The sequence below is a fragment of the Enterovibrio gelatinilyticus genome (assembly GCF_028683095.1).
GTDB classification, from domain to species: domain Bacteria; phylum Pseudomonadota; class Gammaproteobacteria; order Enterobacterales; family Vibrionaceae; genus Enterovibrio; species Enterovibrio gelatinilyticus.
Window position 1 is genome coordinate 171,087 of the sequence record NZ_JAJUBC010000001.1, and the last position, 22,983, is coordinate 194,069.

15 protein-coding genes are annotated in these 22,983 nt (G+C 44.9%); 7 read left to right on the top strand and 8 right to left on the bottom strand.

Translation table 11 applies throughout. The annotated features are described in order from the left end of the window. Nucleotides 1-43: 43 nt before the first annotated feature. On the bottom strand, nt 44-2,653 hold the full coding sequence (gene pepN, locus LRP50_RS00770) for an aminopeptidase N (protein WP_274162612.1): 2,610 nt from the start codon (nt 2,651-2,653) through the stop codon (nt 44-46). Nucleotides 2,654-2,962: 309 nt separating this feature from the next. Between pepN and pncB the strand changes: the two genes are divergently transcribed. Then, the gene (gene pncB / locus LRP50_RS00775; RefSeq protein WP_274162613.1) at nt 2,963-4,129 is read left to right on the top strand and encodes a nicotinate phosphoribosyltransferase; all 1,167 of its coding nucleotides are present in this window, start codon (nt 2,963-2,965) and stop codon (nt 4,127-4,129) included. Between the two features lie 147 nt (nt 4,130-4,276). Here pncB and LRP50_RS00780 read toward each other — a convergent pair whose 3' ends face one another. From LRP50_RS00780 to LRP50_RS00795, 4 genes are all read right to left on the bottom strand, one after another. Then, a complete protein-coding gene (locus tag LRP50_RS00780) occupies nt 4,277-4,942 on the bottom strand; it encodes a lipocalin family protein (RefSeq protein ID WP_274162614.1) in 666 nt (221 codons plus the stop codon). Between the two features lie 147 nt (nt 4,943-5,089). Continuing rightward, the gene (gene prc, locus LRP50_RS00785) at nt 5,090-7,093 is read right to left on the bottom strand and encodes a carboxy terminal-processing peptidase (protein ID WP_274162615.1); all 2,004 of its coding nucleotides are present in this window, start codon (nt 7,091-7,093) and stop codon (nt 5,090-5,092) included. Nucleotides 7,094-7,110: 17 nt separating this feature from the next. After that, complete coding sequence (gene proQ / locus LRP50_RS00790) at nt 7,111-7,767, bottom strand: RNA chaperone ProQ (protein ID WP_274162616.1); 657 nt, start codon at nt 7,765-7,767, stop codon at nt 7,111-7,113. Nucleotides 7,768-7,881: 114 nt separating this feature from the next. Then, entirely contained in the window at nt 7,882-8,340 is a 459-nt protein-coding gene (locus LRP50_RS00795) for a GAF domain-containing protein (RefSeq protein ID WP_274162617.1), read from the bottom strand. A 345-nt stretch (nt 8,341-8,685) separates the two neighbouring features. On the opposite strand from LRP50_RS00795, the gene LRP50_RS00800 reads away from it, so the two are divergent. The 3 genes from LRP50_RS00800 (at nt 8,686) to rsmF (ending at nt 14,138) form a co-directional block, all read left to right on the top strand. Further along, the gene (locus LRP50_RS00800; RefSeq protein ID WP_274162618.1) at nt 8,686-9,900 is read left to right on the top strand and encodes a paraquat-inducible protein A; all 1,215 of its coding nucleotides are present in this window, start codon (nt 8,686-8,688) and stop codon (nt 9,898-9,900) included. Beyond that, nucleotides 9,887-12,511 carry an MlaD family protein gene (locus LRP50_RS00805; RefSeq protein ID WP_274162619.1) on the top strand — a complete coding sequence of 875 codons (2,625 nt, stop codon included), beginning with the start codon at nt 9,887-9,889 and terminating at the stop codon, nt 12,509-12,511. Before LRP50_RS00800 ends, LRP50_RS00805 begins: the two co-directional genes overlap by 14 nt. Nucleotides 12,512-12,704: 193 nt before the next feature. Next, complete coding sequence (rsmF, locus tag LRP50_RS00810; protein WP_274162620.1) at nt 12,705-14,138, top strand: 16S rRNA (cytosine(1407)-C(5))-methyltransferase RsmF; 1,434 nt, start codon at nt 12,705-12,707, stop codon at nt 14,136-14,138. Nucleotides 14,139-14,438: 300 nt separating this feature from the next. Here the strand turns inward: rsmF and LRP50_RS00815 are convergent, their stop codons facing one another. After that, nucleotides 14,439-15,275, bottom strand: a complete 837-nt coding sequence (locus tag LRP50_RS00815) for a CvfB family protein (RefSeq protein ID WP_274162621.1) — start codon at nt 15,273-15,275, stop codon at nt 14,439-14,441. A 325-nt stretch (nt 15,276-15,600) separates the two neighbouring features. Then, the gene (locus LRP50_RS00820) at nt 15,601-16,404 is read right to left on the bottom strand and encodes a putative PEP-binding protein (protein ID WP_274162622.1); all 804 of its coding nucleotides are present in this window, start codon (nt 16,402-16,404) and stop codon (nt 15,601-15,603) included. Nucleotides 16,405-16,744: 340 nt separating this feature from the next. On the opposite strand from LRP50_RS00820, the gene LRP50_RS00825 reads away from it, so the two are divergent. Both LRP50_RS00825 and LRP50_RS00830 read left to right on the top strand, forming a co-directional pair. After that, nucleotides 16,745-17,803, top strand: a complete 1,059-nt coding sequence (locus tag LRP50_RS00825) for a 3-deoxy-7-phosphoheptulonate synthase (protein ID WP_274162623.1) — start codon at nt 16,745-16,747, stop codon at nt 17,801-17,803. Nucleotides 17,804-17,865: 62 nt separating this feature from the next. Further along, complete coding sequence (locus LRP50_RS00830; RefSeq protein ID WP_274162624.1) at nt 17,866-18,345, top strand: YajQ family cyclic di-GMP-binding protein; 480 nt, start codon at nt 17,866-17,868, stop codon at nt 18,343-18,345. A gap of 110 nt (nt 18,346-18,455) precedes the next feature. Here the strand turns inward: LRP50_RS00830 and LRP50_RS00835 are convergent, their stop codons facing one another. Beyond that, nucleotides 18,456-20,840 carry a helicase-related protein gene (locus tag LRP50_RS00835; RefSeq protein ID WP_420791164.1) on the bottom strand — a complete coding sequence of 795 codons (2,385 nt, stop codon included), beginning with the start codon at nt 20,838-20,840 and terminating at the stop codon, nt 18,456-18,458. A gap of 360 nt (nt 20,841-21,200) precedes the next feature. Between LRP50_RS00835 and LRP50_RS00840 the strand changes: the two genes are divergently transcribed. Next, nucleotides 21,201-22,892 carry an NAD-dependent malic enzyme gene (locus LRP50_RS00840; RefSeq protein ID WP_274162626.1) on the top strand — a complete coding sequence of 564 codons (1,692 nt, stop codon included), beginning with the start codon at nt 21,201-21,203 and terminating at the stop codon, nt 22,890-22,892. The last annotated feature ends 91 nt before the right edge of the window (nt 22,893-22,983 follow it).

Consider the following 22,983-nt stretch of genomic DNA (forward strand, 5'->3'; position numbering starts at 1 on the left):
GGCTTTAAATTACTTATTCCAGCGATTTTATCAAGTGCAGTCTTTACACTTCGAGTGCTTTATTGATTTTCTCGTAAAGATCTTTAGCAAGGTTATCTAACAATGCCAGTCGTTCGAGTTGAGCTCGCATCAATGACTGACGATCACTATCAAAGCGCTTAAATTTCAGCAATGGATCTATAAGCCTTGACGCGACTTGAGGGTTAGATTCATTTAGTTGAATCAAAATATCAGACAAGAACTTATAGCCTGCCCCATCTTTTTCGTGGAAATGAACAGGGTTATTGTTACAAAATACCCCAATCAAAGAACGCGTGCGGTTTGGGTTCTTCAAGCTGAATGCGGGATGAGACATTTGCGCTTTCACATTATCCAATGCCCCTACTGATGGATTACACCCTTGAAGAAGGAACCACTTATCCATAACCAAACCATCGTGCTGCCATTTGTCACTAAATGCCGCCATCACTGCGTCACGATTTGTTAATTCTGCATGGGTTGCTGCAGCCAGTGCCGCTGCTGTATCTGTCATGTTATTTGCAGTTTCAAAATGTGCAGATACCAATGCATTGCCTTGCTCACCAAGAGCAAGATACCCCAAACACACATTGCGAAGACTACGTTTGCCAATAGATTCATGCGTAATGGTATAAGTTCGTTGATTCAATGAATGGTAGAGCGCGCTCAATTCATCAGCCAGTGCAGTTGAAAGACTAAGCTTGATGGCATCACGTACTTGGTGAATAGCATCCACATCAACAACATCGAACCAACCACCGATTTCATTCTCGCTAGGCAGGGTCATGACTTCAGCAATAAGTGCGACATCAAGTTCTTCACTCAGTAACACGCCACGAAATGCATCGACAACTTCTTCTGGGAAAATGATGGTTTCACCCGCTTGAACACGAGCTACATTAGCTTTGATATGTTTAGCCAGTAACATCTGTCCCGCGTCCCAACGCGCAAATTCATTACGAGCATGGACCATTAAGAAGGCCAAGTCTTCGTCTGAGTATTCATAATTGAGCGTCACTGGCGCAGAGAACTCTCTAAGCATTGAGATAACAGGATTCTCTTCCACGTTATCAAACACGAAAGTTTGCTCTGCTTCTGTAACGCGAAGAACGTTATCTACCGCCACTCCGTTACGCTGTAACTCGATAACATCACCATTTGCCGCGTACAACTCAATGTCGAATGGGATGAGTAGAGGGAGCTTCTCTTTTTGATCTGCCGTTGATGGTGTGTACTGCTTCACTGTAAGAGACAAGGTATTAGCCTTGTCGTCAAAATCACTGGTAACCGTTAATTCGGGAGTGCCCGATTGGCTGTACCATAAACGGAATTGCGCTAAATCTGCGTCTGAAGCGTCTTCCATCGCCTTAACGAAATCTTCGCAAGTCGCTGCAGTTCCATCATGGCGTTCAAAATACAATTTCATGCCACGCTGAAAGTTCTCTTCGCCCAGTAAGGTGTGCATCATTCGGATGACTTCACTGCCCTTTTCATAAACAGTTAGTGTGTAAAAGTTATTCATTTCGATAACTTTTTCAGGACGAATTGGGTGCGCCATTGGGCTGCGATCTTCTGCAAACTGAGGACCGCGAACGATACGGACATTATTAATACGGTTCACAGCACGAGAGCCAAGATCAGAAGAGAACTCCTGATCACGGAAAACCGTTAGGCCTTCTTTAAGGCTCAATTGAAACCAATCACGACAAGTAACACGGTTACCCGTCCAGTTGTGGAAATACTCATGACCAATAACAGCTTCAATACCCAGATAATCCGTATCTGTTGCTGTATCTGAATTAGCCAAAACATACTTGGAGTTAAAGACATTCAGGCCTTTATTCTCCATGGCACCCATATTGAAAAAATCAACTGCAACGATCATGTAGATATCAAGATCATATTCAAGATCAAAACGATCCTCATCCCACTTCATTGAGTTCTTCAAAGATGTCATGGCATGTTCAGCGCGATTTAAGTTACCTTTATCAACAAAGATTTCTAGGGCTACATCTCGCCCGCTTCGAGTTTTGAATTTATCGCTTAACAAATCGAAGTCACCCGCGACTAGCGCAAACAAGTAACTCGGTTTCGCATAAGGGTCGTCCCACTGCACCCAGTGGCGTCCATCGCTTAATTCACCAGCACCAACATTATTGCCATTACTTAAAAGAAAAGGAAACGCTGCTTTATCGGCGGTTATCTTTGTCGTAAATTTTGCGAGAACGTCAGGTCGGTCGAGATAGTATGTAATACGGCGGAAGCCTTCTGCTTCACATTGAGTGCAATACGCGCCATCGGAAAGGTACAGACCTTCTAACAAAGTATTAGCTGCGGCATCAATGTGGGTTTCAATCTCTAAGTCAAACTCACTTGGTAATTGCGAAAGATGAAGGCCTTCAGAGGTTTCTTCATAGTGCGGCCACGGTTGTCCATTAACTTCTACGCGTTGCAGTGACAGCGCATCGCCATCCAGAAACATAGAATCTGCGCCAGTAACCTGCTGCGTTACTCGGCTTTTCGCGATTACGCGACTCATTGATGCTTGAAGATCAAAATCCAAGTCGATATGCGTTATCGTAAAGTCAGGAGCTTTGTAATCTTTACGGTACTTAGCCTGAGGTTGTTGCGTCATGTCAGATTCCTTTTATTGCATAACGAATATCAGCTTGGCAGTTAAATACGCCAAGCTTATGTCTGATTTTCGGAGTAATCTTCTAAGATACTCACTAACACAGCCTATTGCTATAGCTTAACTGTGTACTGAATAACCAAACACGCTAGTACGATAAGAAAAAACAGAGCGAGATCTGATTATCAATAGGTTGACTACATAGGCCAGTTTGACGTTAAATTTGCACCCTTAAATATAAACGGCCTGGAACAACTAGGCGAGAATTGCCGCGACCGCGCGAACACTCAATTCAGAGGTACTTTTTAAGGCATGCAAACGCCCATTATTTCGTCATTGATAGACACGGATGCCTATAAGTTAAATATGCAGCAAGCTATCTACCATCACTACCCTGATGTGATCGCTTCTGCCGAATTTCATTGTCGCAGCAATGAAAGTCTTTCTGCGTTAAAAGAGAAAATAGAGTCTGAAATTCGGGCCCTATCCGATTTACGCTTTACCTCTACTGAGCTTGAATATCTTTCTACACTTGGTTTGTATCAACCTGATTACTTAGCATTTTTATCATGTTTTGCATTGAACAAAGACCAAGTAACCGTTTCGATTTCAGACAATCAATTAGCGATACACATAGAAGGTAAATGGCTCGATATCATCCTATGGGAAGTGCCTCTTCTTGCTATAATTTGCGAGTTACGTTGTCACGAAAAATATCCGAAATCAGGACCTAAACAAGCCGTCAATTTACTTAAATCCAAACTGGCTTCCTTATCTGTGGCCGATGCAGACAAAGGGTTTCAGTTCGTTGACTTTGGAACACGTCGTCGTTTTTCAAAGGCTGTACATCATGCCATTGTTGAGCACCTCGTCCACTACTCTGCACACTTTGGTGGTACGTCAAATTTACTACTGGCTATGAAACATGGTATCCCAGCCGTAGGAACTCAAGCGCATGAATGGTTCCAGGCGCATCAGCAATTGACCGGTGACTTGGCAGATTCGCAGCAATTAGCATTGAACCGATGGTTACAAGAATATCCCAATAGACTTGGGATCGCGCTAACTGACTGTATCAATATGGACGCGTTCTTAAACGACTTCACCCCCTATTTGAGCCATCAGTTTTCGGGACTTCGCCATGACAGTGGTGATCCTATTGCATGGGGTGAAAAAGCCATTGGACACTATGAGAGCTTAGGCATCGATCCGATGGAAAAGACGCTTATTTTTTCTGATGGCCTCACGATCAACAAAGCACTAGGTATTCACCATCATTTTTGTGGCCGAATAAACACATCGTTTGGCATTGGCACTCAACTCACCTGTCACCTACCCGAGGTGGAAACACTAAACATTGTGATTAAGCTGGTGTCGTGTAACGGAAAACCCGTGGCCAAAATTTCTGATGAACCCGGTAAGTCAATTTGTCGTGATCACGAATATCTTGATGCACTTAAAAAGGCCTTTAATATCTAACTGTCTTTGAAGGCGCTCATCATAAATCACGTCATCCGAATCCGAACCATTCATCAAACTCATCAAAAAGGGCGCTAACCATTAGCGCCCTTTTTCAGTTTCCTAGTCGTACATATAAAATTGAACAACCCGCATAACAAACATTCGTCACTCTAATTGGCGTCGAAGTACGGCTTCCATTCCAAATTGCGTATTGGTTAGCGTCAACGTATTTGAATCCAACTCAAACTGAGAATCTTGTTGTCCGCCACGATAAATCAAAACAAGATGATCATTCTCTAAAAAGTACACGCCACGATGTGTAACCTGTTGCCCTTGCTTACCGGACACGCGAACGGAAAACAGAAAGTCTGGACGTAGCATTAACGCAAGTTCATCCACTCGCTCATCGACATCCTTTCCGCCAATCACATCGCTGAACCAAGCTCCAGATAAGTTGTGTGGCAAAATTTTAGTGAACTTAGCGCCTTTCAACTTTAACTGATTATGGCTGAGCTTGTATTCATGCTGTTGGGAATCTCCGAAGTCATCGTTAAGAACCAACGTATTTTCGTCTAAATCGTAGAATCCTTCTGCCTCTTCGATTTCACCGTCGCTTTTAAGAAGCTTCACATCGAAACGATAATCAGAACCAAAGGATATATTGATGGCTTTATATGTGGTTTCTTCGTTTGTGTTGTCTTGCTGCTGATCAGGGCTGAACCAGTACCAATCTCCAATGAGTAAAGGAAAATCAAACTGGGTGAGGTCTTGCGCTTTCACTGGCATCGACACAGAGATAACGACAATCATTAGGCTAATCCACTTACTCATCCGCTTCCCCTTAATTTGATTACGCACTGTTAATTTTAGACGCATATCACTGTAAGGGACGGTTTTATTCTGGATTTTGAGAATATAACGATTGAAAAAAAAGCGGGCTAATGCCCGCTTCAACTAGGTAAGTTCAGAATACCATAACTAGCTATTCAGCTTCTTCGCAAGATCAAGCGTGATTAACGTCGCCTCATTGAGGTAAGCGTCAGGTTCTTCATAATCTTTTGGAACATCGTCCAATGTCTTGAAGACAGGCTTGCCCAACTGAGATTGACGTTCGTTCAATCGCGTAAGACGCTTTACATCCGACTCTTCTTGCTCTTTGATTCGCACTTTTTCACTAAGAGAGATCGTATTGATGTCTTTCAATGATTGATACTCTTCAATATCACTTAATATAAACGCAAACTCAGGGTCGGCGTTTATTCGAGCCTGATGTGCTTTGTCCAATTTAGACAGTGAGCCTTTAAATTCTCCGACGGTTTTATAAGCTGCTGGTGCAATGCTATCCCAAGGAAGTGCATTGTCTTCAACACTCTCACCCGTTTCAGCCGGATCGATGGCTGTTGGAAATGCGATGTCTGGCACTACACCTAGGTGCTGCGTGCTACCACCATTAATACGGTAGAATTTTTGGATCGTGTATTGAACATGACCCAATGGCTTATCAGGAAAGTCATATATCTTTTGCAGCGAACGGTGTTGTTGAACGGTTCCCTTACCAAAAGATTGCTCACCCAATATCACCGCGCGACCATAATCTTGAAGTGCAGCAGCAAAGATTTCAGACGCAGACGCAGAATAACGGTTAATCAACGCAGTGAGTGGCCCATCGTAGTAGATGGCATTATCATTATCGCTGTTAACTTTTACTCGACCGTAAGTATCGCGTACTTGAACAACTGGACCGCTTTGAATAAACAGGCCAGTCAATGCCGACGCTTCACTCAGTGCACCACCGCCATTGTTTCGAAGATCTACGACAATACCGCTAACGTTTTCTTTCTTCAGGTTCGCAATTTCTTTCTTCGTGTCTTCAGCCAGCCCCACATAGAAGCTTGGTACTGAAATCACACCAATTTTGGATCCTGCCTGCTCAATCACTTCTGATTTCACCGCACGATCTTCAAGTCTGATTTTGTCACGAACTAAAGTGACATTGTAACTTTTGGCATTTGCACCTTCAGGAAGTATTTGAAGTTGAACCTCACTCCCCTTGGGCCCTTTAATCAATTGAACAACGTCATCCAATCTCCAACCGATAACATCAATAACCTGCTCGGCTCCCTGAGCTACACCGATAATACGATCGCCAGGAGAAAGCTTTTTGGATTTTGACGCTGGTCCACCAGCAACAAGCGAACGGATAACCGTAAAGTCATCTTCGACTTGCAGCACAGCACCGATACCTTCAAGAGACAGATTCATCTCAGACTGGAATTGCTCAGCGTTACGCGGAGAAAGGTAGCTAGTGTGTGGATCGACTTCACGAGAGAAAGCATTCAAGTAAACTTGAAACACATCTTCGCTTTTTGTTTGGGTAAGACGTTTAATGGCACTGTTGTAACGCTTTGATAGTGTTTCCTGAATTTCAGGCCACGTTTTCCCTGCCAATTTCAAATTTAGTGCATCATTTTTAACGCGTTTTCGCCAAAGCTCATTGAGCTCTGCCGTGTCTTTTGCCCAAGGCTCTTCGCTTCGGTCAATCAACATATTTTCATCTGCATCGAACGTAATTTCACTGTCGAGCAAAGAAAGCGCGTACTGGTAGCGTTCAAAACGCTTCTTCAATGACGTATTGAAAATGTCATATGCGGCAGACGTATCACCAGAACGAAGTTGCTCATCAATGTTATTACGCCATTTTGACAGCGCATCTACCTCTACCTGCGTGAGGAATAGGCGATTAAAGTCTAATGTTTCGAGATAGCGGTCAAAGACCTGAGAAGAAAACTCATCATCCAGCGTGAACTGTTTGTAATGCGATTTTTCAAAACTGTTGGTTATCCGCATACTTGCGGCCTTGTGCTGAGGTTCTGAAACCAGCGTAGGTAACTCAGCAGTGTCGTAACTGGCCTCTAGGGCCTGAGTGGATGCTGCCAGCATCAAGCTGGCAGCAATCACGGAAAAGCGGAATCGACCTATCATGCGTCGAGGTATCTCCTTTACGAACTGAGGTGCTCCGCTTTTACTAGCATGGTTAGACCATTGCTTAAACGAACGCGAACCTCGTCCTTGTTGAGTTCTACAATCGTAGCAGGCATGTTGCCATTGCCCATATTAACGTTTACGTCTTTACCTACGACAATATCTTCAGCCTTGAGTTCACGACGTGGCTCAACTGGCTTCTTAACAAGCTTAGTATTCTTTGCCTTAGCTGGTCGAGAATTTGCTTGGTTAGCTGTTGATTTATTTGATTTTGGCGCTCTTTTCTCTTTTGCGTTGGCTTTTTTATCGCCATTCTTCGCTGCTTGCTCTTTACGACGTTCTGCAGCGCGTGCTTTGCTTTCTGCCAATGCAGTTTGAGCATGGTCAACATGCTCTTGCTCTAGCTCACCACAATCGTTGCCGTCAAGATCAACACGAACAGCGCCAGCTTTTACGCCGTATAGGTAACGCCAGGAAGATGTATATTGGCGTAGTGCCGCGCGAAGTTGAGTTTTACTGACTTTAGCATCATCAGCAAGACGTTCAGCCAAGTCTTGGAATATGCCTATTTTCAGTGGACGCGCTTCACCTTCAAGGGTAAAGCACTTCGGGAAACGTTCAGCGATATAGGCGATAACTTGCTTGCTGTTAGCTAATTTTTCAGTGTTTTCCATTTTTCTTCCTGTCTCTTAGCGCAATGGCGACAACAGAGATCATGTACGAGTTAACAAATTTAGTGCTGCGTATTATAGATACCTGTGCCTGAAAAACCACAGAGAACCTTAAATTTAGAGGTGTTTTTGCAATTCATTGACCAATAAAGTGAGTCCGGTTTCATCATCGCGATCAAATCTTGCATTTTTTGGCGAATCTATGTCCAAAACACCCAATAGCTTCTCACCTTGATACAAAGGTAAAACAATTTCTGAGTTACTTGCTGCATCACATGCGATATGACCTTCAAAAAGATGTACATCATCCACCCTTTCAACACGTTTGTGACTGAATGCACTTCCACAGACCCCTCTCTGATAGGGAATTCTCACACAAGCGGTTTTCCCTTGGAATGGACCAAGAACAAGTTCGCTCCCGTCATCGAGATAAAAACCAGCCCAATTGATATCTTCTAACGATTGAAACAAAAGTGCACTGATATTCGCGAGGTTAGCGATAAGATTTGGTTCATTTTCAACAAGCGATACAGCTTGTCGGGCAATTAGTGCATAGAATTCTTCTTTGTTATTCATTTATCATGGTATCCGTTATGTCATAAAGACTAAAATAAAACCTATTGTGGAAGTGTTCAATAACGGTACCTTGCCTATGTTTTACATTGACATCAATACATGGCGAAAAGAAACGCGAATTTGATAAAAAGTACGTGTTCTTAAGTAACAGATTGATTAAGATGCACATTTGCCAAAACACTCGAATTCGATGAAGTATCGATAAGTGATGTAGGTAGATTCAGCGCTAACTGAAGTATCCCAAGGATCGGGGCTCGATATAAACACCCCAGAATATGTGGTGTTAGGTTATAAATTATATCCACGCCTAAGGGTAACTCGAACCACCAAAGGGGAATAGACGCCATGCGCGTGCTTAAGTGCACATCCTGTGATTTGTTACTGCAACAAATCCCCACACAGCGTGGGTTCAGTGCTTGCTGTCCGACATGCGGCTCCCGTGTAATCAAAAACTCATCACTGAGTCGTTCGGGTGAGATTGCGATTACGTTTGCAGCGCTTGCTCTATTTTTACCTGCCCAGCTTTTTCCTCTCATTTCAATTGATTTATTCGGTGTGACACTTAACACCACAGTCACCAGCGGCGGAATCATGCTGCTCAACACATTCCCTTTTGTTGGCGTGTTGGTGATTGCGACGACTGCCATCGCCCCTTTGGTATTTTTAATCTCTATTCTCGTGGCGAACCTCGCCTTAAAGGCTAAGCACGTTCGCTCTCTATATATAGCGACTTACTTACTCAAGGTTGTTAAGCATTGGGTTATGATTGATGTCTTTTTGGTCAGCCTTGCAGTTGCTGGGTTTAAGGTCATAGAAATTGCCGAGCTTTCAGTCGGTCCCGCCTTACTGAGTTTTGTGTTTCTGCAAGTGTTAATGGCTTACCTACTCTCTCGCGTATCTCCAGCTCGATACTGGGAGGCGTTGAGCAGAAATAATGTCGCCCTTCAAGACATTGAACTTGGTGATACCGACACAACATCAATCATTCGTTGCCAGCATTGTGGGTTAACACAACAATCCGACCACACGCACTGCAAGCGATGTACCGCAAAGCTAGAAAAGCGTACCTTTCAAAGCCTGCAAAAGACGTGGGCATCCCTGCTTGCAGCCATTGTGTTTATCTTTCCTGCCAACTTCTACCCGATATCTGTATTACTGAGTAACGGTAAACGATTTGAAGATACGATTTTTTCTGGCGTGGCAGGTCTTATCAAACAAGGAATGTATGGCATAGCCATCATTATATTTACAGCCAGTATTATCGTTCCCGTCGCTAAGATTATCGGCCTTCTATACATTTTGATTTGTATTCATTTGAAAGTTGATTCTGGTCGCGGACAGCGAATGAAAATGTACCGTTTCGTCAAATGGATAGGCAAATGGTCAATGATGGATCTCTGCGTCATTGCTATCATGGTGTCTCTGATTGATCGCGGTAACCTATTAGATTTTACTCCTGGGCCCGGCGCTATTGCCTTCGGATTGGTTGTGGTATTAACCATGATTTCCGCTGGTAGCCTCGATTCTCGACTTATTTGGGACAAACATGAGCAACGTTGAACACTCTCCAGTGACCACACCTCAACTCAAAAAAGATAGAAGTATTTCTCCTCTTTGGATTTTTACCGCTCTCGCCTTCTTACTTGCTGGCTGGCTGCTATACAAATCTGTCAATGAAGCAGGCGAACGCATTCAAATATACTTCACCGATGCACAAGGTATCGAAGCGGGTAGAACCGCTATTCGTTACCAAGGCTTGGAAGTCGGTATCGTCCGAAAGATCACACTGTCTGACGATTTAAAGAGCATCTCTGCCGAAGCTGAAATCTACCCAGAAGCCACTAAAATCCTTCGCCAAAACACTGTGTTTTGGGTGGTACGACCAAAAGCATCTATCACAGGAATCTCAGGACTAGATACGCTGGTTTCAGGTAATTACATCGCGGTTCAACCGGGTAGCGGGGACGTACGCAACACTTTTGTGGCTGCTGAAGAACCGCCTGTGAACATCTCTGAAGATGGCAACTTGCACATCCAGCTGCAAGCACCTGACTTAGGTTCGTTAAGTATTGGCTCTGGGATTTATTTCAAGAAAATCCGCGTTGGCGAAGTGGTGGACTATCGATTAACGTCAGACAGGCAAGGCGTGACAGTGTCACTAAGTGTTAAGAAAGAATATGCCAAACTGGTGATGAAAACATCGAAGTTCTGGAATGTCAGCGGCGTGAGCGCTGACATTGGTTTTAGTGGCGTAGATATCAACGTAGAAAATCTTGCTTCAGTTTTGGCTGGAGGTATCGCCTTTGATTCGCCACAAGGCGGAGAGTTAGTGACGCCGTTACACACATTCACATTGTATCGCTCTATCAATGACACAGATCGTGGCCTTCCTATTTCGATCGTGCTCCCTGAAAACCATGGAATCACTAATCCACACTCTCCTATTGTTTATCAAGGCTTAGAGATTGGGCGTCTCAATGGTATTGATTTTAATAACTCGTTTTCCGGCACAGTCGCAAAAGCCAATATCAATCCTTCCATGGCATGGACACTCACCACTGGGTCTCAGTTCATCATCAATGCTCCAGAAGTCTCATTAGGCGGCGTTAAGAACATCAGCAACTTGGTGACGGGCAATACCCTCTCCATTGAACCAGGTGACGGAGAAAAAACGCACGATTTCGTTGCTCAAACAACTCAAACCGTACTTGCCAATGATCCTCGTGCATTAACCATTACACTCAACGCCGAGAACATCTGGGGGCTAAAAGAAGGCACCAAATTAATTTATCGCGGTATCCAAGTGGGCTTTGTGCATAAAACACAGTTAAACCCCAATGATGTTTCGATCAGTCTTGTCGTTGATCCAAACTACAAGCACCTCGTAAAGAGCGACTCTCGCTTCTATGTCTTAGGTGGAATTAACGGTCAAATCAATGCCGAAGGGATCGAGTTTAGCGTGCCAACATTTACGCAAATGGTGGATAAGAGCATTGGATTCACCAGCGAAGGCGATCATCAAGCACAATCAGAGTACACCTTGTTTGGGTCAGAAATTCTTGCGCGAAACGCTAAACAAGCATTGAGAGGCTTTAAGCGCATAACACTCATCGCGAATAAATTGCCGTCAGTTTCTGAAGGCAGCCCTGTGATGTACAAAAACTTTAACGTAGGCAAGGTTGAACGCTTTGAACTCACCAAACAACAAGTACATGTAACGATTCAAATTGATAATAGATATCACCATTTGGTTACACCAAACTCTGTGTTTTGGAACCATTCAGGTGTGGATATCAAAGCAGGCTTATCTGGCGTGCAAATTGATACTGGCTCATTGAAATCCATGATTGCCGGTGGAATATCTTTTGGTGAGATAGAGGGAATTGACAATAAAGTCGGTAAGCATTGGAAACTCTATGACAGTTTTACTGATGCGCAAAACTATGGCGTAAAACTGACATTTACCGCAGATAACGCAATTGGCCTCTCTTCAGGTAGCAAAATTCGCTACCAAGGGGTGGACGTGGGTGAAATCACTAAGCTCTCTCCAGCGTTTCAAGATGATGGCGTAATGATCAATGCGACTATCTACCCTGAGTTTTCGGAACAACTTGCACGCGCAACCAGTTATTTTTGGGTAGCGCAGCCCTCGCTCAGCCTGACTAAAACAGAGAACCTAGATTCGTTGTTTGGCGCATACATATCTGTCGTACCCGGTAAAGGGGCGAAACGTCAGTCATTCCAGCTACACAAGTCGGCTGAATACGCTGGTGGCTTAACATTGGTATTAGAAAGTGAAAACCGAGGCTCTGTTTCTATAGGTGCCCCTATCCTATTCCGAGACTTCGAAGTGGGTGCAGTGACAAACGTGACCTTAGGCCGCTTTGCCGATCGCGTACTGATTGAAGTAAAAATCAGTGATGATTACAAACACCTCGTTAGAAGCAATACGGTATTCTGGAACCAATCGGGTGTCGATGTTTCTATTGGTTTGACTGGCGCCAACATTCGCACGGGTTCGTTGGATAGCATTTTGAAAGGCGGCATAGCCTTTGCTACCCCTGAAGGCGAAAAGCTCGCTAACCCCGCGAGAACTGATCAGCATTTCTTACTTCATAAAACACCCAAACCGGAATGGACATCTTGGCGCACGGCTATTCCGTATTTCTGATCACCAATAAACCATATACCCATATAACCTGAAGGCGCAGGATTCAGGTTAATTGGGTGTAAGTTGCCCTATTAAGGCGCGAATCCTTCAGGTTTCGCGCCTTTTTATCAGCTGACAAACGCTTCCATCTGGTTTCTCAACCACTTTCCTTTTACACTCCCCCGTTCAGAAACCCCATAGAGAGACCGTTCAGGTGCATCCAAATATCGACATGCCAGCATTGTTCTTAGCGCAAATAGAGCAAATCCTGCCTTCCCATCTTTCCATGACAGATTTTGTGGCCGCCTGTCAGCGCCCACTGCGTCGAAGTATTCGCGTTAATACACTTAAAACGTCAGTTGAAGATTTTAAGGTCAGAGCGGCAGAGAAAGGCTGGACGCTAACACCCGTACCTTGGTGTGAGACGGGTTTCTGGATCGATGAAGATGAAAACGAAGCCGTACCACTAGGCAATACCGCCGAGCACATGGCGGGACTTTTCTACATTCAAGAAGCGAGTTCTATGCTGCCGGTAACGGCGCTGATGGAGAACAACCAAGGTGAGTGGGAACGACTACTCGACATGGCGGCCGCTCCTGGCTCCAAAACTACCCAAATCGCCGCTGCTGTGGGGAATTCGGGCTTACTGGTTGCTAATGAATACTCTGCCAGTCGCGTAAAAGTGCTGCACGCCAACTTGCTTCGTTGCGGCGTACACAATGTTGCCTTAACAAAATATGACGGCCGTGTATTTGGTGAATGGCTACCAGAAACATTCGATGCCATATTGCTTGATGCACCTTGTTCTGGCGAAGGAACCATTCGTAAAGATGCCGACGCATTCGCGAATTGGAGCCTAGAAGCGGTTAATGACATCGCTAATACGCAAAAAGACTTAATCGTCAGTGCGTTTCATGCGTTAAAAGCAGGCGGAACCTTGGTGTATTCAACCTGCACATTGAGTCACGAAGAAAACCAAGATGTTTGCCATTTCTTAAAGCAAACTTTTGGTGATGCCGTCGAGTTTGAATCACTCAGTACACTGTTCAACGGCGCAGACGCTGCATGTACAGAAGAAGGCTTTCTTCATGTGTTCCCGCAAATCTTCGACAGCGAAGGTTTCTTTGTCGCTCGCCTTCGTAAAACACAGAACGTCGGCAGCGAAATGATCAAAAAACGCCCGCGTAAATTCCCATTCCAAAAAGCCAAACCAGCCGATGCAGAATCGGTTGAAGCGTCACTTAAAGCGACGTTAGGTATTGAGATTCCTCAATCATCAAACGTTTGGTTGCGCGAAAAAGAAGTATGGATATTCCCAGCCGCCGTGGAATCAATCCTGCCGGAAATTAAATTCGACCGTATTGGCCTTAAGCTCGCAGAGTCTCACAAAAACGGATACCGCTGGCAGCACGAAACCATTATGGCGCTCGCGGATGGCTCGGAACCGCTATGTGTGAACCTATCGGCACAAGATGCTAAAGAGTGGTACATGGGGAGAGATATTCGTCCTGAGAACCTATCGGGGAAAGGTGAAGTGATTGTGTGTTACCGAAATCAACCTATCGGCATCGGTAAATGGGTAGGCAATCGGATCAAAAATGGCCTTCCTAGAGAGCTAGTTAGAGACGTCAATTTATTCATTGCTTAAGTGATGCTAAAAGTCTTAATGATGCTACAACCCTTGTGCCTTGCAGCGACTAACTTTTAAAAGGTTATTAATCTCCATTTAAACCAGTTAGCGCAAGGCTCTAACGAGCCATTCCCCTAAGCTCGGAACAGGAATCGTTCCGAGCTCTTTTTTTGTCCTTAATTTGCAAGCAGCTTGCTCCTCCGTAGAGAACTTGATGTCTTTTCCTACCCGTTTCCATCGTTATGAACCCCAATATATGACGTACAGGTACAAAAAAAGCTGCCAAAGCAGCTTCTCTTCTATACATGTCGTGCGGGTTTACTTGATAAGGTAAATGCCGTCTTTTTCGATACGAATTCGACGCTCTTTGTACAGACTACCGATGGTTTTCTTGAAGGTCGCCTTGCTGGTGCGGAAAATTTCGAAAATTTCGGTTGGGCTGCTCTTATCGGTAACCGGTAAGAAGCCATCTTTCAGCTCCAAACTACGAATCACTTTGTCAGCCAAGTCATCAACCTTTCCTTTGCCAAGCTTTTGAAGCGACAAGTCAATTTTGCCATCTTCACGAATCTGCTTAACAAACGCTTTCAGTGATTTACCGACGAAGATCTTTCCGAACGCTTCGGTTTTGAAAATCAGACCTGAGTGAGCATCGTTGATAGCACATTTGTAACCCAAGTCAGTCTGCTCGACGACAGTAACATGCACTTGCTCACCCACTTTGTATCTCGCAGGGGTTTTATCAAGAAACTTGTTGAACTTAGTCGTGCCAACAATTCGACCAGACGCATTATCCATGTATAAGTAAACAAGGTACGAATGGTTTTCTTGCATCTTCATGCGTTGTTCACTGAACGGCACCAACAAATCTTTTGGTAGTCCCCAGTTCAAAAACGCGCCAACCGGTGTCGTGCTAATGCAATTAAGCTTTGCAAACTGGCCAACACTCGCCAATGGCTTTTCTGTGGTGGCGATAATTTCATCTTGTGAATCAAAATAGATGAACACCTCAATCTCATCGCCCAGTCGCGTGCCTTTCGGGACATATCGCTTAGGCAGTAAGATATTGCCATAGTCCTCACCACCATCGACGAATACGCCGAAATCTACTTCTTTGACCACAGTAAGAGTGTTCAACTGACCAATTTTAATCATTGAGGTTTTGCTCATCTATTTTAACTACCGCGCAGTATACGAGATTTATCGCTTTGACGGTTGTAGTAATTTAAAAACCCACACTTGATTGGTTTTTTATTGCACGTTTCTCCTTGTTTTCACCACTAGCAAAAAGAAAACGACGCCTGATTGCTTTACGTGTAGAGAAAACCCAATGCACTTATGCGAACGAGAACAAGGAAGCAGAAAGCAAGAAAGCAAGAAAGGTTACGGCAAACATAAATGGCGGCAATGCGTTGAGCGACGAATGAAACTAAGACGCCACGTTAGACGTGGCGTTTAGCTAATGTTCTGGTCTTCGTATTTACTGATATACAACAGACACGTTGGCAGCTTCGGCCAGTTCAACAATGGCACTATCTGCTTGCTGAACTAATACTTGGACAGGCTTTTCCGCCAATTGGGTTTTTCTGATGGTATCCAAAATCAAACTGCGCACCGCTTCATTGTTCTTGTTGAACCCGTATGGCAGTGCATTATCATAAAAATCCACACCGAGAGTGAACGCTGCAAGATTGTCCACGTCTATGACGATGCCATCAAAGTAAGCGAGCAAAGGTTCAGCAAGTACCGCATTCGATGGCAGTTGGCATGCAAGTAATACCTTTAACCCATTTGCACCGCGGCAAAGGCCTTGTTCCGCGAGTAAATCAATAATGGTTGCGGCTTCGCTAGACGTACGAACAAATGGTACCACGATCTCAATGGGAAGTTTTTTGTCATAAATCGCCGATTTCAGCACGTCACATTCAAGTACAAACCCCGGCTTCCCGACTTTACTGGCAAAACGAGAGACACCTCGCAACCCCATCGCAGGATTAGCTTCACTCGGTTCAACGTTTCCATGCTCAAGGTCACGTAAAGAAAACGCGCTCTGCTCATTTAACATCACACGGAAGGGTTGTTCTGGCGCACGTTTGTAGGCTTGTTCAAGCAATTCCACCAACGATTCAATGGCCTGTTTTTTATCTTCGAGCGATGCAGGGTGAACACCAACAACATTATTATATAGCTGCCCCAATGCCACGAGCCCTATGGTCTGATCAGGGTTATCAAGCTGAGCGGGAATTTTAAGAACGGTAGAATAATTCAAATCCATCTGAGACATAGCGCACCAATACTGCCTTGTAAAAATCAACATGCCTAAACGGCACAAATAGCTGTTGAACTGTTGGCGACTTTTTCGCAAGCGCCTGATTTTCGTCCATCTACTTCAAAACATACCCAGAGTAGTAATGCGTTACAAGCGAAAAAATCAATTTGTTCATAGTTTTACTTATCAACGATTATTACGGCGCGAGCCGTGTAAAATTGCAGCAAAAATAGTACAAATACCCACCAATACCTAGAATAAATCGCTGAAAGATAAACTCGTTGCTTCTCTGAGTCCGAATTTTTGGTATCTTACTGCCTTTGCAACAACGCTGAAGTAAAGGAAGGCAGTGTCCATGCCGATTAAAACCGACGAACTAAGAACGCAACCTGTTGACACATTGCCAACGCCAGCAGAAGTGGAAGCTGCGTCTCCACTTTCTGATCATGTTGCAAACCATATCGCTCAAGCACGTCAGCAAGCTGAAGACATTTTAGCTGGACGTGATAACCGCCTGCTTGTCGTGGTAGGCCCTTGCTCTATTCATGACCCAGAAGCAGGGCTGGATTACGCAAAACGCTTAAAAGCATTCGCTGATACCCACCGCGACACGCTGCATATCATCATGCGCACCTACTTTGAAAAACCACGCACCGTCGTTGGCTGGAAAGGCATGATCAATGACCCGCACCTTGATGGAAGTTGCCACCTTCGCGAAGGCCTCTTCAAAGCGCGTAAATTCTTGTTGGATGTGAACGAACTTGGTATGCCAACCGCCACCGAGTTTCTCGACATGATCACAGGTCAATACATTGCCGATTTGGTGTCATGGGGCGCCATTGGTGCGCGTACGACGGAATCACAAATCCACCGTGAAATGGCGTCTGCACTTTCTTGCCCAGTTGGTTTTAAAAACGGCACCGACGGCAACACGAAAATCGCAATTGATGCCATTCGCTCGAGCCAAACGTCACACCTTTTCTGCTCGCCAGACAAACAAGGTGTCATGACTATTTATCGCACCAGTGGCAACCCATATGGGCATGTTATTCTGCGAGGCGGACATCAGCCTAACTATCAACGTGAACATGTTGCGAAAGCTGCTGAGGATCTTAGTGCCTTTGAATTAACGCCACGCCTAGTGGTTGACTTCAGCCATGCTAACTGCGAGAAACAGCATAAACGCCAAATTGATGTGGCAGCCGATATTTGCCAGCAGATCACTGATGGCGATACCTTTGTTGCAGGTATTATGGCGGAAAGCTTTATCGAAGAAGGTAATCAAGCCGTCGATAAAGACAAAATTGATAGCTTAACTTATGGTCAGTCTATTACTGATCCATGTTTAAGCTGGAACGATACGACGACAATGCTACAAATGTTGTCAGATGCTGTAGAAAAACGTAACAGCTAACGCATAGAAAGCGTTAGCATCGTTACTCATATTATTAATTAGATAAACATCAGGAATACACTATGCCTTCTTTTGATATCGTGTCGGAAATTGACAACGTTGAACTAAGAAACGCCGTAGATAACTCAAAGCGAGAACTCGCTACTCGTTTTGATTTTCGTGGTGTTGAAGCCAGCTTCGAGCTAAACAAAGAAGTCGTGAAAGTGTCTGCTGATTCAGACTTCCAAGTCACCCAAATGATCGACATTCTTCGTGGTAATTTGGCAAAGCGTGGCGTAGACGCCAGATCAATGGAACCAAAAGACGTCGTTCATACTGGTAAAACTTGGTCGCAAGAAGTTCACTTCAAAAACGGCATTGAAGCATTGGTTGCAAAGAAACTGGTGAAAATGATCAAAGACGCCAAGATCAAAGTGCAAGCGCAAATTCAAGGCGAACAAGTGCGCATCACAGGAAAAAAACGTGATGATCTACAAGCTGTCATGCAGTTGGCACGTGAATCTGATCTTCAGCCATTCCAGTTTGATAACTTCCGTGACTAAGAATTACGTGACTAAGACTGCCTTGACTATGACTTCATTGACTAAGTTACACACATAAACGTATTAGCGATGTATATACAAAGCCACTTCCCTTTGGGTAAGTGGCTTTTTTATTTCACATCTACCACTCGGCTCGCTTTTTTATACTGCACGCGCCACCCATTCCATGAAGGAAGCTCCCAACGTTTAGGCCCGTCTTTTCGGTTTCCACAAACATGGTGAACAACAACTGTGCGCTTAAACCTAAAGTATTCTGCGCTTAACGTCAGTTCAGGCAATACAACCCGTAACGGGTAGGTTTGGACAAAATCATCGAACTCCCATGAAGGGATGCCATCGAAATGAAGGTCATCATCACCAATGAGTTCCATGTCTTCGACAGTTTCAACCCCTAACTCTGACAGTTTGTCCTCTAGCCATTCAGCAACATCAACGGGAGCTAATGGTTTTTCCGCGATCAATTGTTGATATAAATTCCAGTAAGCTATTTGGGTGCGACTCGTTTCACCAACGCCTTCCATTAAAGCGCCATCAAGAATCTGATTTACTATCGCCCTAAGCAAACTCGCCCCTTCAGCTTGATGCTCAAACTGGGCAATGACTCTCCCTGCATACACTTGATGGCGAACATCAAACACTTCACCATTGCGCTCAACCTGTGCAGCAACCTCTATATTCCCGATGTTGGCATCCGCGAGCCAAGAATAAGGCAATGGAGACATACAGGTCGCGTATGACGTGGTCTGTTTAGCGCCTCTTCCCGCTAGGTGGAATTGATCAAACACTATCGCCGCTTGATATTCTGGTGCGAAATCACTGTCTCTGCTCAATACAACTTCACTGATCCCATTGCCAAATGCCTGTTGACGTTTTTCTCTTCTAACAAAGGCCAACTCTGGAGCAATGTCTATGACATTACGTAAAAACGATTCTCGCTGGAAACAGCTAGCAGCCTCCCATTGTGGGAGTTCAAACGCCTCACGTAACGACACAGCCAAACGCCTCGCTTCATCCAACCCAAGCAGATCAACATCAATTTCTTCTGGCTGCTCACCACGAAGCACTGCGATAGATGTGACAGCGTCACACAGCGTTTGATTCCAAGCTTTGACGTTATCTAGCGCCAAATCACCCGCTTTTCTTTTCCATACAGACATTGGTGTTTGAAGTATCGCCACGAGATCACACATGGCTTCTTTGTTGGTTTTACTTGTCATACCGGAGATTAGGTGGGCAAACAATGAATCTATAGGCAATGGATAAAGCAACTTGCCATGCTCAGTCACAGAACCATTGTCTTCAATGGCCCCCATTGTGATGAGTCGGTGATAAGCCGAATTCAATGACTTGTCAGGCAACGCAGAAAGAAAAGACAATTCATCTAATGTGAATCCGCAACATGCCGACGCAAGCATGGTTTCAATCAAATCTTCACGCTCAAGTTCCGGTGGCGTAAAAGCCTCCAACGGCGCGTGCTCGCCATACAGCCTTTCACAATAACCAGCGCTTATCCGGCCTGCTCGCCCTGCTCGCTGTTTCGCACTGGCTTTTGATATCGCATGTAGCGCGAGCGCGGTACGACCATTGCGCTGGTGCGTTCGTCGCTCCATCCCTGTATCTATTACCGTCACGATACCCGGAATCGTCAAAGAAGTTTCAGCGACGTTAGTCGCTAGCACAATGCGTTGATGGCTCGCTGAGTGCAGTGCTCGTTTGCGGTCACCGTCCGTGACAGATGCATGAAGAGGAATAACATCAGCCCCAAACTCTTCTTCCAGCCCTTTTAATGCCGACGCACATACGTTGATTTCTTTTTTTCCCGGTAGAAAGACCAATATATCGCCACCACGCGCCAGTGCCAGTTCGACAATTGGCTTTACCCGCAATTCAAGCTGCTTGCCTGAAGGCATCAATTGGCTGTCATTCGCGTGATGCGATATGGTGACACCGTAACTACTTACATCTGCTTTTATCAAATCCGCATTAAAATAGTGACTGAGTTTTTCGCTTTCCAACGTCGCGGAAGTAATAATCAATCGATGCGCATTGTGTTTGACTAACAAGGCCGCGAGTAAATCGGTTTCTGCGCGGCGTTCATGAAATTCATCAATCATTATCACGTCAAACGTCGCCAGTTTGTCTTCACTAAACCAACGTAAAACCACACCAGGCGTGGCGAATACTATTTGGGTATCTTCGCTGAATCGATAATCAAACTTAATGGCGTAACCCACTTGTTGCCCAATTCGGTCCGCCGCTGATTTGCCCTTTTCACCGCTTAAGGTTTCCGCCACAAACCCGGCGAGAGATGTGCACGCGACACGACGCGGTTCAATCACGAGCACCCTACCTAATTTAGATGCCCACACAGGTAAACGTGTCGATTTTCCTGTGCCAGTGTCCGATTGGATTATCACGTTGCGATGCGCTAATACGCTTTCAACCTCGGATTTAATCGAATCAATAGGAAGATGAATGACTTTAGAGGGAGTCATCTGAATTGGGTTAGATTTGCTCATGAATTCAATACGAAGGCGTGTGAATGGGAATGCTGCTAGTGTACCTCAGAAAAGAAGGTATGCACCTTCAGGATGAGTTTTCTCTGTTATGTGTCGTTTCCCACCCAATGCCTTTGGTGTAGCTCACTGTTTATGTGAACAGCAGACGCGTTTATTGACAATGCACTTGAACCAATAGGCTCTATCCCTCTACTATTGACGTTCTGGATAATTATTCCAACGTCCAAATTACTCACATAACCAACTAGCCTTATATTGTCGAATCCTGCGTATTCAAGGTGCTTGGTTATACTTACTATTAAAATATCATTCTGAAAGAGTTGAGTTGTCTCCTCCATGCATAATCAAAAGCGCCCTCTCTACATTCCATACGCTGGTCCAGCGTTGCTTGAAACACCGCTCCTCAACAAGGGCAGCGCATTCTCTGTTGAAGAGCGCATGTTCTTCAACCTAGAGGGGCTTCTGCCAGAAGCTATCGAATCTATCGAAGAACAAGCTGAACGTGCTTATAAACAGTATCTGCGTTTTGAAAATGACATGGATAAGCACATTTACTTACGAAATATCCAAGATACCAACGAAACCCTGTTCTACCGTCTGGTGAATAACCATATCAGCGAAGTGATGCCAATTATCTACACGCCAACAGTCGGTGCGGCTTGTGAGAATTTCTCTGAGATCTACCGTCGTGGTCGTGGCCTGTTTATTTCATACCCTAATCGCTTCCGTATTGACGACATGCTTAACAATGCTTCTCGACAGAACGTCAAAGTTATCGTTGTCACTGACGGTGAGCGAATTCTCGGTCTGGGTGATCAGGGCATTGGCGGTATGGGGATTCCAATCGGTAAGTTAGCACTGTACACCGCATGTGGTGGTATCAGTCCAGCTTATACCCTACCTATCGTACTTGATGTCGGTACCAACAACCCACAACGCCTTTCTGATCCTATGTATATGGGTTGGCGACACACGCGCATCACTGGGCAAGAGTACGATGACTTCATTGAAGAGTTCATCCAAGCAGTTCAACACCGCTGGCCTGATGCACTTATTCAGTTTGAAGATTTTGCTCAAAAGAATGCCATGCCGATTCTTGAGCGCTACAAAGACCGTGTTTGTTGCTTTAACGATGACATACAGGGTACGGCTGCCGTTACTGTTGGCTCGTTAATTGCTGCATGTAAAGCGGCTGGCACCAAACTCTCTGAGCAACGTATTACCTTTCTTGGCGCGGGCTCAGCAGGTTGCGGCATTGCCGAAGCAATCATTGCGCAAATGGTCTCTGAAGGTATTAGTGACAAAGAAGCTCGCCAACGCGTGTTCATGGTCGATCGCTGGGGCTTGTTGATTGACGCCATGCCTAATTTGTTGGATTTCCAACAGCGCCTGGTTCAGAAATCATCTGCCATTAAACACTGGGAGCTGGCTGACCAGAACATCTCATTGGTTGATGTCGTGAAAAACGCCAAGCCCACTGTACTTATCGGAGTATCCGGCGCGCCGGGCTTATTCAGTGAAGAAGTGATCAAGACAATGCATGAGCATTGTGATCGTCCGATTGTATTCCCACTGTCTAATCCAACGAGCCGCGTTGAAGCGACACCTTTTGATATTCTTCGTTGGACAAATGGTGAAGCACTTGTGGCAACGGGCAGCCCGTTCGAACCAGTGGTATTGGACGGAGGTAAAACCTTCACCATCGCCCAGTGCAATAACAGCTACATCTTCCCAGGTATTGGGCTAGGTGTATTGGCGACAGAAGCAAAGCGTGTCACGGATGAAATGCTGATGGAATCAAGCCGTGCATTGGCAGAATGCTCTCCTTTAGCGAAATTTGGTCGCGGGCCTTTGCTTCCGCCTCTCGAGGAGATTCAAACCGTATCTCGTCATATTGCGCTTGCTGTTGCAAAGAAGGCTATTGAACAAGGCGTCGCCCTTGAGTTAACAGACGAAGCATTGCAAGAGCGTATTGACGCTATTTTCTGGCAACCTAAGTACCGTCAGTACAAACGTACCTCGTTCTAATACTTCATGGATTGAGTCATTACAAATAACCTCCGCAGATCTTAATTATGCGGAGGTTATTTTTGTCATTTTCCAAATTTTAGTTTAACCT